Below are 12,640 nucleotides of genomic sequence, written 5' to 3'. Positions count from 1 at the left end.
CCCGTAGCACCGGGACGCCGTCGATCAGGGCCTGCTGTACCGAAACATCCTCGGCCAGTGGGGGTTCGAGCATCATCGCGTCGAGATTGCCGCGCAACTGCGCCAGCGAGAGCTTGCCGTCGCCGAATACCGAGGCGAAGGACTTGCGCGCCCGGGTCAGGGCCTCGCTCCGTTCGGCCTCGATCCCGGCCTGTTCCACCTGTGCCATTTACCTGCGTTCCTTCGTCGGAGAGCGTCTCGGTCCGCGCCTACAGCGCGGCGTGGGTGCCGAACACCCGGTCGTGATAGGTCAGCGGCGGCACGATCTCGCTCTCCACCGCGAGGGCGCGACCGAACACGATGGTGTGGTCGGCAACCGTCGCGGTGTCCATCACCTCGGCGGCCACCCAGTGCGGGACACCGGCGATACGGGGCACGCCCCGGTCGACCTGCCAGGCGACATCGAGGAATTTGTCCTTGCCCTTGCGCGCGAACTGCGCGGCGAGCGCGGATTGCACACTGCCGAGCACATTGACGCCGAAAGTTCCCGATCGAAGGATCAGGCTCAACAGCTCCGAGCCCTGATCCAGTGACACCAGCAGCGACGGCGGCGACATCGACAGGGAAGCGAAGGCGCTCACGGTCGTGCCGTGCGGGCGATCGCCGTCCATGGCGGTCACGACCGCGACCGGCGTGCACACCGTGGCCATCGCGTCGCGGAACTGTGCGGTGAGGTCGGCCGACAGCTGGTCGGACATCTCGTGCGTCCTTTCGTGCGGAAAAATCTGACAGCGGGCGTCGCGTCGCGAGCGCGCGACGCCCGCGGAGCGGGTCAGTGCGTGGCGGCGCTCAGAACCCGAGGTTCTTGCGGATGAACGCGCCGGCCTCGTCGGCGGCCTGGACACCCTCCGGCAGGATCGCGGAGAACAGCGGCCACACGTGAATCATGTCCTCGTAGACCGACACCGTCGCCGACCCGCCTTCGGCGGTGATCGCGGCTGCCGCACGACGGGAGTCGTCGAGGAGCACCTCGCCGGATCCGACCATGAACAGTGCGGGCGGCAGTCCGCCCAGATCGCCGAACAGCGGCGAGACCAGCGGATCCTTCGGATCATGTCCCTGCAGGTACGCCCCGCCGATGTTGAGGATCGACCCGCGGGAGACGGCGATGTCCTTGCCGTCGAACTCGTCGGCGCTCGCGCCGCTCGCGGTGAGGTCGAGCAGCGGGGAGATGAAGACCCCTGCGGCGGGCAGGGATTCACCCTTGTCGCGCAGGACGGTGAGCGTGGCCAGCGCCAGGCCGCCGCCCGCGGAGTCGCCGCCGACCGCGGTGTTGCCCGCACCGTACCGGGCCACCAGCGCGGAGAGAGCGGCGATGCCGTCGTCGCTCGCGGCGGGGAACTTGTGCTCCGGCGCGAGCCGGTAGTCGGGCAGCGCGACGGTTACACCCGCGGCACGCGACAGGGTGTGGCCGAGGTCCTGGAAGCCTCGGGCGCTGCCCAGCGAGTAGCCGCCGCCGTGGAACCACACGAGCACCTTGTCTCGCGCGGCGCCTTCCGCGGTGACGAAGAGGACGGGGACGCCACCCGCCTCGCCTTCCACCGGCTCGACGTTCTCGGGGAGGGGGAACTGCAGCAGCAGCCGGTCGTAGGCCTCGCGCAGGTCCTCCATCGTCGCCGTCGCCGGGTCGGGAAAGCCGTTCACGTACATCTGCTCGGCGCGTGCGAGTGCCTCGGTCCTGGCCATGGTTCCTCCGGATTGAAATCGAATCCCGACGTAAGCTCTTCGCCGGGTATGTGAGCGAGCTTACATAGTTACCACTAACTTTTGAACAGGTTTCCCTGGACTTTTTTGGATTCGGCCGCAAACTCGACCATAACCGCTGTTCACGGTGGTAGATTTCGGCGCAATCGAGCAGCGACTCGGCGACCCGGCGGAAGCCCGCCGTGCGAGCGAGCGCATCGCAGGGCTCAGCGGCCCCGGCTCGTCACCACTCCCCCAGCTCAGGACACCGCAGGGCGTCGACCCGATGCCCGACACCCGACCCAGAAGGACCACGCCATGACTCTCCTAGCGGACGACGGCTCCCACCGCACGCAGGAACCTGCCGGGCACCCGAGGCCCGTCCTCGACCGTCTGCTGAATCCGTCGACCATCGCGATCGTCGGCCTGAGCGACAAGTCCCCGGTCGCGCCCTTCATCCGGCCGACACTCGACAGCGGCGCACAGGTGCACTTCGTCCACCCGACCGCGGCCACCGTGTTCGGCACGGCGACCTACCCCTCGATCTCCGATGTCCCCGGCCCGATCGACGCCGTGCTTTCGGTGATGTCCGCCGAGCGCACGGTGGCGCTGGCCGAGGAGTGCGCGACGCTGGACTGTGGCGGGATCGTCATCTACGCCGCGGGCTTCTCCGAGGTCGGCGCGGACGGCGACGCGCTGCAGCGCAGGCTGGTCGACGCGGCGCGGCGCGGCGGCATGGCCCTCGTCGGACCGAACAGCCTGGGCTACATCAGCGTTCCCCGCAGCCTGAACCTGACCGCCTCGGCGAACTACCACCCACCGGCCGGCGGCGTGTCCATCGTCTCGCACAGCGGCGCGATGATCGGCGGCGTCGCCATCACCGCGGGCAGCCGGACCGGCGTGGGCATCTCGCGGCTGATCTCCGCGGGCAACGAAGCCGTCACCGACATCGCCGACTACCTCGACTTCCTGGCCGACGACCCGGAGACCACCGCCGTCGGCCTTATCGTCGAGGGCATCCGCAGGCCCGAGGCCTTCTTCCGCGCGGCACGCCGCTGCCTGGACGCGGGCAAGCCGATCGTCGCGGTCAAACTCGCGCGCAACAGCCGCACCCAGCAGATGGCGGCGTCGCACACCGGCGCGCTGGCCGGAAACTCCTGGGCTTACGACGTGGCTTTCCGGCAGGCCGGGATCCAGCTCGCCCACGACCTCGAGGAACTCGTCGACCGGCTCTCGATCGTCGATCAGCTCGACCCGGCGAAGTGGAACTCCGTCGAACGACTCGGCGTCGTCGCGGGCACCGGCGGCTTCGCCTCGCTGGCCTACGACATCGCCGAGGCCGAAGGGCTCACCCTGCCGCCGCTCGACAGCCTCGCGGACTGGGTCGCCTCGACGATTCCCGGGATCACGGTCCCGAATCCCCTGGACACCACAGGCTTCGGTGCGACGTTCTGGACCGATATCGTCGATCGGTACGTGGGATCGCCCGACCTGGACGCGGTCGTGTTCGTCAACATGTGGGGCGAGGGCGACGACTCCCCCGTCTACCGCCGCCTCATCGACGATGTCGCCACCGCAGCCCGCGGGTACGGCAAGCCGGTCGCGATCGCCGCGGGCGCGGGCCCGGTCGGCTCCTACGCCCGGGAGGTGATCGGCACGGACGGCAGCGTCGCGCTCGGCAACGGACTGCGCGGCACTCTGCGCGGCTTGCAGACGATGGGAGCGTTCGTCCGCGATCGCGCGAGGGCACGTGCGCAGGCCGAGCCTGTGGCGGCGCTGCCCTGCCCGCCCGGACCGTTCCCCCGCACCGCCGACGGCGGCCGTTTCCTGCCGTTCACGCAGGCCATGGACCTGTTGGCGCAGTTCGGCATTCCGGCCGCGCCGTACTGCACCGTCGGTGACGGCGAGCAAGCCGCGCCGGACTTCGACGGCCCCTACGCGGTGAAACTCGCCGACGTACCGCACCGGACCGAACTCGGCGCGGTCGCCTTGAACATCGCGCGGGGGGATCTCGACCGCGCGGTGGCCGACATGCGCGCGATCGCAGCACGCCACGGCGTCCCCGGCACCGTCGCCGTGCAGCCGATGGCAGCCGCGCGCGGGGAGCTGCTCGTCGGCGTCGAAGGCCGCAGCGAACTCGGCCCGATGGTGGTCCTCGGCATCGGCGGCATCCTGGTCGAGGTCCTGGAGCGGGTCGGCGGCCGGCCCGCGCCGCTGACCGTCGCCGACGCGAAGGCGCTCATCGAGGAGTTCCGCGAGCTGCGCATCATGCACGGCTACCGCGGCTCCGAGCCCTGGCACCTCGAACAGCTGGCCGAACTGCTGGTCGGGTTCGGTCGCCTGGCCGCGTCCTGCCACGGCTGGCTCGAGTCGCTGGACGTCAATCCGCTGCTCGTGACCGCCGACGGCCTGCTCGCGGTCGACGCGCTCTTCGTCGTGCGCGACGCCGCGGACGACGCCGCCCAGCGCCCTGCCCGCGGCGAGGACCGGTGACGCAGCGCGGCGAGGGCGTCCACGCCTCGTTCACACGCAGGGTCGAACCGGCGATCCCAGCGCAGCCCGACGCGTGAAGGGCGCCCGCGCGAACAGCGCGGGCGCCCTCTCCTCGAACGAAAGTGGCGCCCGATCGAATCGGGCGCCACATCTTCGTATACCGGCGAGATGTCAGAAGGCCGCTTCGTCCAGGCTCATGACCGAATCGTCCACCGCCACGGCGATCCTGCTCTCGGCCGCCACGACCGGAAGGACGTTGCGGGCGAAGAACTTCGCCGCGGCGACCTTCCCCTCGTAGAACGCCTCGTCATCGGCGGTGAGGTCGGATTCCAGGGCGCGCAGAGCGATCGCGGCGCTGCGCAGCAGCAGCCAGCCGACGAGCACGTCGCCCAGGATGTAGAGCAGCCGCGTCGCGTTCAGCCCCACCTTGTAGATGTTCTTCTCGTCGCCGCCATCGACCTTCGGATTCGCGGAGAGCAGGTCGGCGGTCATCTTCTCCACGACCGCCGAGACATTGCCGATCGCCTCGAGCAGCAGATCGCGCTCGAACGCCAGCTCGGCTCCCGCGGCGGGGTCGGCGGCGAACGACGACATCTCCCGGACGAGGTGACCGAACGCGACGCCGGAGTTCCTGGCGATCTTGCGGAAGAACAGGTCCTGAGCCTGGATGGCGGTGGTGCCCTCGTAGACGGTGTCGATCTTGGCATCGCGCACGTACTGCTCGAGCGGATAGTCCTGGAGGTACCCCGAGCCGCCGAAGGTTTGCAGGGATTCGGTGCCCAGCACCGTCCACGAGCGTTCGGAGCCGTAGCCCTTGACCACCGGCAGCAGCAGATCGTTGACGGCCTCGGCGAGCGTGGTGTCGGCGCCCGCGGCGTGACCGAGCGCGACCTCGTCCTGCCACGAGGCGGTGTAGAGGACCAGCGAGCGCAGCCCTTCGGCGTAGGACTTCTGGGTGAGCAGCGACCTACGGATGTCGGGGTGGCGGGTGATGACGACCCTGGGCGCCGCCTTGTCCGACGACCTGGTCAGATCGGCGCCCTGCACCCGGATCTTGGCGTAGTCGAGCGCGTTGAGATATCCGCTGGACAGCGTCGCGATCGCCTTGGAGCCCACCATCATCCGGGCGTCCTCGATCACCTCGAACATCTGATTGATGCCGTCGTGCACCTCGCCCAGCAGCCAGCCGCGGGCCGGCTCGTTCGCACCCAGCGTCATCTCGCAGGTCGCCGAGACCTTCACGCCCATCTTCTTCTCGACATTGGTGACGTAGACGCCGTTGCGCTCCCCGGTGAGCTCACCGGTCTCGAGGTCGAAGTGGAACTTCGGGACGAGGAAGAGGCTGAGTCCCTTGGTGCCCGGACCGCCCGCGCCCTCGACTCCCACCGGCCGGGCGAGGACCAGGTGGATGATGTTGTCGCACAGATCGTGCTCGCCCGCCGTGATGAAGCGTTTGACGCCGACGATATTCCAGGTGCCGTCCTCGTTCGGGATCGCCTTCGTGCGGCCCGCCCCGACATCGGAGCCGGCGTCGGGTTCGGTGAGCATCATGGTCGCGCCCCACTGCTTCTCGGCGGCGATCTGCGCGATGCGCTTGTCGCGTTTGGTGCCGTTGCGGTACACGACCCTGGTGGCGGTCGGGAAACCGACGTAGGTCCACAGCGTCGGGTTGGCGCCGAGCACGAACTCGGCGAGCGCCCAGTTCAGCGAACTCGGCGCGTTCGTTCCGCCCAGTTCGGGCAGCACCCGCAACCGCCACCACTCGGCGTCCATCCAGGTCTTGTACATCGCCGCGTAGGCGGCAGGCACGGTGACGGTGTGCGCGGCGGGGTCGAAGACCGGCGGATTGCGGTCCGCCTCCTCGAAGGATGCGGCGAGATCCTCGCGCGCGAGGCGGTCGACCTCCCGCAGCGCGATCCTGGCCGTGTCCGGATCCACTTCCTCGAACGGTCCGGTGCCGAGAACGCGGTCGCGTTCGAGCAGTTCGAACAGATTGAACTCCACATCGCGGAGATTGCTCTTGTAATGGCCCATCGTGGGTGCCTCTCATGCTTGTCGACCCACCCACGGCAGGTCGAGAGTTCCTCGTGCACGCGCCGACTCGACGAAGGGCGCCGGCCACGGCCGAAGGGCATGCCGCGCCGACGCAGCATGCCCACCGTGCGATGTACGGCGACCGGGTCCGGCCTCCTCAGACGCTCACGACTCGGCCTGCACGTAGATCGGGATCAGGACCGCGGCGGCGTCCACGAACATCTTCTGGTCGACGAGCAGGTGCTGAGTCGCCACGTTGATGTCCCGCACGAAACGGCCGAGCGTGCTCGTGCGGCCGATGCTCTGGCTGCCGCCCCAGCGGTGCGCGAACATCACGACATCGGCGGTGACCTCGTGCACCCACGACAGCATCTGCGTCGCCCGGGCGATCTGTTCGGGCGTCACCGGCTGTCCGGCGTTCACCGCGGCTTCGGCCGACTCGACGATGTCGTAGCAGAGCAGGCGAGCCGCCTGCAGGGTGGCTTCCTTACGAGCGAACTCGATCCGGAAGATCTCGGCTTCGCCGACCGGAACGGAATAGGTGGGGCGCACCTTGCCGTCAGTGATCTTGGCGACCAGTTGCAGTGCGCGCGTGGCGATGCCGAGCACGATCGGTGCGTGGCAAATGCCGCCGGTGAACTCGTTGCCGAGCTTGTACAGGGTGTCGGCGCGAGTCGGCGTGCCGCCGAAGGTCTGGATGGTGTACTCCGCGGGCACGAACTTCTTCGAGACCGTGTAGTCGTGACTGCCGGTGCCCGCCAGCCCCCACACATCCCAGTTGTTCTTGAACTCGACCTGATCCTTGGGCAGCAGGGCGATGCGCGCCTGCGGCTGACCGTTGGCGCCCAGGATCGGGTTGCCCTGCTCGTCGACCACGTAGAAGCCCGCACCGATCCAGGTCGCGTGGTCCGAGCCGCTCGCGAAGGAGTAGCTCCCGTCGATGATGTAGCCACCCTCGACCTGGACGCCGGGATGCCTGGGGAGGAGCTGGCCCGCGGCGATGAAGGGCTCGTCCTTGCTCAGCAGCTCGTCGAGGACCTCGGGTGCGAGATTGCCGATCAAGCCCGCGGTGCCCCAGGTGCTGGCCATGACGGCCCAGCCGGTCGAGGCGTCGGCCTTGGCGAGCTCTTCGTAGACGCGCATGGCCTCACTGGGCAGCAGCCCGCCGCCGCCGAGCTCCACGGGCTCCATCATGCGGTGCAGACCCAGCTCGTTCAGCGCGTCGGCAACCGGCTTCGTGATCGTGCGCTCACGCTCGATATCGGCGGCCTCCGCCCTGATCAGCGGCGCGATGGAACGAGCACGCTGCAAATAGTCGGCCACCCTGGCGCCGCCGGTCACCGTCTCGCGGGTCAGCGTATCGGTCATGTTCATGCCTTTCGTACGGATGTCTGCCCGGAGGCGCGCTCGGCAATCGAGTGGCTCCCCACGCATCCGGTTGTTTCCTGCCCCCTGCAGCGCCCGCCAAGGCCGGCTCGAATAGGCGCTGTTGTGATCAACGTAACATAGTTACTACTAATGTCAAGACTCGATCTCGCAGGCCAGCGTAGTATTCCATGCGTAGGTTCTCCGAAATGGTCATTCACAGACCTGATCTGCCGGTATGCGCAGGCCGCCCCCGGCAACTACGGGAACTCGCCGGGAAGACAGCAGGCCGGCTCCGGTGCCGCCTCGGCCGAGCGCGAACCGGCCGATGCTGGGCCTCGACGCAGAACTCGATGCGGCGATCGCGAGGCGCGCACCGGGACGACCGCCGAGGCGGATCACCGGAGGCGGCCTCGAGTCCCGTCTCCCCTGGACGCACTCGTCCGTATCTAATACTAACTTTGTGCCCTAATTTCCGATGTCACGAGACATTGACTGCCATTATGAGCCATAGTTAGCATTAACAAATACTGACAGCGGCCCTCAGCCGCGACTCTCGGGGCCGATCGTCGGGGTCGGCTGCCTCATCACCCGATCGCAGCGCGCGCTGCGACTTGCGGAAAGCAGGAATGCACATGCGTATCGGCACCGTGCTGGACTTCGGTCCACCGTTCGACGAGATCGCCTCCCGGATAGTCGATTACGAAGCCGCGGGACTCGACTCGGTGACGATGGGCGAGGCCTACACCTTCGACGCGGTCAGCCAGCTGGGCTATCTCGCGGCCAGGACATCCACGATCGAACTCGCGACCGGCATCCTCCCGATCGACTCCCGCACCCCCACCACCCTGGCGATGACAGCCGCCGGCCTCGACTACGTGTCGAAGGGACGATTCCGCCTGGGCCTGGGCGCCTCCGGGCCACAGGTGGTCGAGGGCTTCCACGGCGTGGCCTTCGGGCACGCGCTGGGCAAGACCAGGGAGACCATCGAGATCTGCCGGACCGTATGGCGGCGTGAGGCACTGCGTCACGAGGGCAGGCATTTCCGGATCCCGCTGCCCGCCGATCGAGGCACCGGACTGGGCAAGCCGCTGAAGCTGATCAATCATCCGGTGCGCGACCGGATTCCGGTCTCCATCGCGGCGCTGGGCGAGAAGATGGTCGAGCTGACCGCCGAAGTCGCCGAGGGGTGGGAGCCCATCTTCTTCCACCCGGAGAAGCTGGAATCGGTGTGGGGCGAGGCGCTGCGCCGCGGCAAGGCCGAGCGCGCCCCGGAATTGGGCGAGCTGAACATCATCGTGCGGGCTCCCCTCGCCGTCACCGACGATCCCGCACCGTGGCTGGACCTGGCCAGGCCGCAGCTCGCCCTCTACATCGGCGGCATGGGTTCGCGCACCCGCAACTTCTACAACGACCTGGCCAAGCGATATGGATTCGTCGCGGAGGCCGAGGCGATCCAGGAACTGTTCCTCTCGGGCAAGCACCGCGAAGCCGCCGCTGCCGTCCCCGACGAGCTCGTGCGCGCGACCTCGTTGATCGGTCCCGCCTCCTACATCGCCGAGCGGGTCGCCATGCTCCGCGAGATCGGCGTCGGTCTGCTCAATGTCAGCCCGATGGCGCCGACGCACGCCGAGCGGGTCTCGGCGATCGAACTCCTGCGCTCCCTGAGCGCCTGACCACCACATCCCACTCCGGAAGGACATCCCCATGAGCCCGGCCATCACACCGGAACCCGATCTGGACCGCGCCACGGTGCACGCCGCGATCACCGCGGCTAACATTCCGTCCCTGCTGCCGGTGATCTACCAGCTGACCGGCGAGGAGAAGTGGCTGTCGGCGCCGTATCTCCCCGCCGCGCCGAAGGGATTCGAGGACCTGGACTCGGGCGGACTCGATCCGGCCGTCCAGGCCGAGATCCACCAGGCCGCCACCGATGCCGTCCTCGACTGGAGCAAGGGCAAGCCGGTCGCGCATCCCGCGCCGACGGGCGCCGAGCTCGCCCGTCTGATGAGCACGGTGATGGGCGAGCAGATCCCCGAGACCTACTCCCCCATGATCGCCGAACAGCTCGGCTTCACCCCGTTCGAACCCACGGACATCAGCGGGCTCGTCGAGACCGCCCGCCCCGATTTCGGGGTGATCATCGTCGGCGCGGGCGTCTCGGGCCTGGCCTGCGCCATCCACCTCGACAAGGCGGGCATCCCCTACACGGTGCTCGAGCGCAACGATCGCGTCGGCGGCACCTGGTGGGAGAACCGGTACCCCGGCGCTCGCGTCGACATTCCCAGCGACCTGTACTCGTTCTCCTTCCGGCCGAAGAACTGGACCGAGTACTTCTCCCGGCGCGACGAGATCTTCGCCTATCTCGAGGACGTCGCCCGCGAATACGGCGTCACCGACAAGATCCGGCTGCGCCACTCGGTCGACGCCGCCGTCTGGGACGAGCAGGCCGGACAGTGGGTCGTCTCGGTGACCGGGCCGGACGGAGCGAAGCAGGAATTGCGCTCCACCGCACTGGTGACCGCCGCCGGCCTGCACAGCACGCCCAACATCCCGGACTTCCCCGGAACAGCGGACTTCCGCGGCGAGATCGTGCATTCGGCCCAATGGCCCGAGGACATCGACCTCACCGGCAAGCGGGTGGCGGTCGTCGGCAGCGGCGCCAGTGCCATGCAGCTGGTCGTGGCCATCGCCGACCGGGTCGAGAACATGGTCGTGCTGCAGCGCCAGCCACAGTGGATCGCCCCCAACGAGAACTACTTCCAGCAGTCCTCGCCCACCAAGCACTGGCTGTTCGACCACATCCCCTTCTACCGTGGCTGGTACCGGTTCCGGTTGTACTGGCTCTACACCGAACGCACCTTCGCTGCGCTGCCGGTCGACCCGCGCCGTGACGAGAAGGGCAAGCTCGTGAGCTCGCTCAACGACGCCTACCGGGCCTACTTCACCCAATACCTCGAGCAGCAGCTCACCGGGCACGACGAGCTGCGCGAGCAGACGCTGCCGGACTACCCGCCTTTCGGCAAGCGGCTGCTCATCGACAACGGCTGGTTCTCCACCCTGGTGAAACCGCACGTCGAACTGCTCACCGACAGTGTCGAGCGGCTGACGCCGGGCGGGCTCGTCACCGCGGGCGGCGAGGAGCGCGAGATCGACGTGCTCATCCTGTGCACCGGCTTCCAGCAGCAGCGCTTCCTGTACCCGATGGACATCCACGGGCGTGACGGCGTCGCGCTGCGGGAGCTGTGGCAGGACGACAACGGTCGCGCGCATCTCGGCATCACGACGCCGGGTTATCCGAATCTGTTCTTCCTCTACGGCCCGAACACCAATCCGCCGGGCGGCAGCTTCATCACCATCGCCGAGGCGCAGGTCCGGTATGTCGTCGAGGCGATCAGCCGGCTGGTGACCGACGATCTGGCGACACTCGAATGCCGCCGGGAAGCCTACGACCGGTACAACGCCGAACTCGACGAGGCCAACTCGCGCATGGTGTACGCCATGGACGGCGTGAACAGCTACTACCGCAACTCCAGCGGACGCGTGGTGACCAATTCGCCGTGGCCGGTCACCGACTACTGGGCGCGGACCCACCGGCCGGACCCCGCCGACTTCGTGGCGACGCCGCGCGAGAAGGGCTGAGATTCGCGGCGAGCCGCCGCAACGAGAGACGAGTTCGCCGGGTCCTCACGGGACCCGGCGAACTCGTCTGCGAGGACTGCCGAGGGTGACCGGCGGATGTTTCGAAGGAACCGCGGGTGCCGGTCCGGCGTTTCAGCTGCCGGAGACGGCGTTGCCGCACCGTGCGAGCCCACGTTCGGGTGGGGCAGACGTCCGGCGGGATCGGCCGCCCGGGGTGAGCCGCCGTCGACGACGGTGGCTGCGCTCAGTTGATCCGGCGATCCCGACCCTGCCAATAGGGTTCGCGCAGATCGCGCTTGAGGACCTTGCCGACGGCGCTGCGTGGCAGGGCGTCGACGAAGGTCACCGAGACCGGGCATTTGAACTTCGCGAGCTGGGCCCGGCAGTGGTCCAGAACCATCTGCTCGGTGAGGGTCGCGCCCGCCGCGGGCACCACCACGGCGATCGGACTCTCGCCCCACCGCTCGCTCGGCACGCCGATGACCGCCACGTCGGCGACGCCGGGCAGCTCGAACAGGATCTCCTCGATCTCGCGCGGGTAGATGTTCTCGCCGCCCGAGACGATCATGTCCTTGACGCGATCGGAGATGAACACGAACCCCTCGGAATCGAGGTAGCCGGCGTCGCCGGTGTGCATCCACCCACCGTCGAGCGCCGCGCGGGTCGCGTCCTCGAGTCCCCAGTAGCCGTCCATGAGTTGCGGCCCCCGGACCACGATCTCGCCGACGGCGCCGCTCGGAAGCATCGCGCCGTCGGGTCCGACCACGTGCACGGAGGATCCGAGGACCGCGCGTCCCGCCGAGGCCAGGATCTCCGGGCGGCCGGCCAGCGCCCGGTGGTGGTCCTCCGGGGCGAGAATGGTGGCCACCGCGCAGGTCTCGGTCATCCCGTAGGCCTGCGCGAAATCGCAGCCGAACACGTCCATCGCCCTCTTCACGAGTTCGACCGCCATCGGCGCCGAGCCGTAGACCATCAGTTCCAGGGCGGAGAAGTCCAGCTCGGCGGCCAGCGGGTCGTCGAGCATGGTCTGGATCATCGCCGGGGCCAACGTGAGGAGCTGGATCCTGCGCTCGGACATCTCCCGCAGCACATCACTCCGGTCGAAATCCCGGACCACGTGCACCGAACACCCGCCCGAGGTGTACGCCAGGATCTGCAGCGCGGCACCCGCGTGGAAAAGGGGCATGACGCAGAGCGTGGCCCTGCGCACCGAGCCGAGCGCCAGCTGGATCTGCAGGGCGTTCGTGCAGGCCGCCCGATGGGAGACCATCGCACCCTTGGGCTTTCCGGTGGTGCCGCTGGTGTACATCTGGTGGTAGATCGCGTCGGCGGGAATGTTCCGGTCGATCGCGTCGTCGGAAGTCGCCGCCACGTCCTCGGCGAA

At 68.5% G+C, this 12,640-nt stretch carries 8 protein-coding genes and 1 pseudogene; 3 read left to right on the top strand and 6 right to left on the bottom strand.

What is annotated here, in order from left to right; translation table 11 throughout:
* From ON26_RS27535 to ON26_RS27525, 3 genes and pseudogenes are all read right to left on the bottom strand, one after another.
* Positions 1-208: pseudogene (locus ON26_RS27535) on the bottom strand (alpha/beta hydrolase); the annotation flags it as partial.
* A gap of 40 nt (positions 209-248) precedes the next feature.
* A complete protein-coding gene (locus ON26_RS27530) occupies positions 249-737 on the bottom strand; it encodes a flavin reductase family protein (RefSeq protein ID WP_040800599.1) in 489 nt (162 codons plus the stop codon).
* 91 nt (positions 738-828) lie between these two features.
* Positions 829-1,725, bottom strand: a complete 897-nt coding sequence (locus ON26_RS27525) for an alpha/beta hydrolase (RefSeq protein WP_040800597.1) — start codon at positions 1,723-1,725, stop codon at positions 829-831.
* Positions 1,726-2,040: 315 nt separating this feature from the next.
* On the opposite strand from ON26_RS27525, the gene ON26_RS27520 reads away from it, so the two are divergent.
* Entirely contained in the window at positions 2,041-4,215 is a 2,175-nt protein-coding gene (locus ON26_RS27520; protein ID WP_051027730.1) for an acetate--CoA ligase family protein, read from the top strand.
* A 171-nt stretch (positions 4,216-4,386) separates the two neighbouring features.
* Here ON26_RS27520 and ON26_RS27515 read toward each other — a convergent pair whose 3' ends face one another.
* Positions 4,387-6,249 carry an acyl-CoA dehydrogenase gene (locus ON26_RS27515; protein WP_040800595.1) on the bottom strand — a complete coding sequence of 621 codons (1,863 nt, stop codon included), beginning with the start codon at positions 6,247-6,249 and terminating at the stop codon, positions 4,387-4,389.
* 165 nt (positions 6,250-6,414) lie between these two features.
* A complete protein-coding gene (locus ON26_RS27510; RefSeq protein ID WP_040800605.1) occupies positions 6,415-7,617 on the bottom strand; it encodes an acyl-CoA dehydrogenase family protein in 1,203 nt (400 codons plus the stop codon).
* Positions 7,618-8,249: 632 nt separating this feature from the next.
* On the opposite strand from ON26_RS27510, the gene ON26_RS27505 reads away from it, so the two are divergent.
* Positions 8,250-9,290, top strand: coding sequence for an LLM class F420-dependent oxidoreductase (locus ON26_RS27505; protein WP_040800603.1), 1,041 nt, complete (start codon positions 8,250-8,252; stop codon positions 9,288-9,290).
* A gap of 31 nt (positions 9,291-9,321) precedes the next feature.
* A complete protein-coding gene (locus tag ON26_RS27500; protein WP_040800593.1) occupies positions 9,322-11,256 on the top strand; it encodes a flavin-containing monooxygenase in 1,935 nt (644 codons plus the stop codon).
* 244 nt (positions 11,257-11,500) lie between these two features.
* Here the strand turns inward: ON26_RS27500 and ON26_RS27495 are convergent.
* On the bottom strand, positions 11,501-12,640 hold a 1,140-nt coding region (locus ON26_RS27495; RefSeq protein WP_040800591.1), incomplete at its 5' end, for an AMP-binding protein.

The organism is Nocardia higoensis NBRC 100133, from assembly GCF_000308595.1.
In the GTDB taxonomy this organism is placed as follows: Bacteria; Actinomycetota; Actinomycetes; order Mycobacteriales; family Mycobacteriaceae; genus Nocardia; species Nocardia higoensis.
Note: the sequence above shows the minus strand (reverse complement) of the source record. Positions and strands in the feature narration are given on the sequence as shown.

Coding starts and splice junctions, on each gene's coding strand:
- ON26_RS27500 (WP_040800593.1), top strand. CDS start 9,322: ATGAGCCCGGCCATCACACCGGAACCCGATCTGGACCGCGCCACGGTG.
- ON26_RS27515 (WP_040800595.1), bottom strand. CDS start 6,249: ATGGGCCATTACAAGAGCAATCTCCGCGATGTGGAGTTCAATCTGTTC.
- ON26_RS27525 (WP_040800597.1), bottom strand. CDS start 1,725: ATGGCCAGGACCGAGGCACTCGCACGCGCCGAGCAGATGTACGTGAAC.
- ON26_RS27505 (WP_040800603.1), top strand. CDS start 8,250: ATGCGTATCGGCACCGTGCTGGACTTCGGTCCACCGTTCGACGAGATC.
- ON26_RS27510 (WP_040800605.1), bottom strand. CDS start 7,617: ATGACCGATACGCTGACCCGCGAGACGGTGACCGGCGGCGCCAGGGTG.
- ON26_RS27530 (WP_040800599.1), bottom strand. CDS start 737: ATGTCCGACCAGCTGTCGGCCGACCTCACCGCACAGTTCCGCGACGCG.
- ON26_RS27520 (WP_051027730.1), top strand. CDS start 2,041: ATGACTCTCCTAGCGGACGACGGCTCCCACCGCACGCAGGAACCTGCC.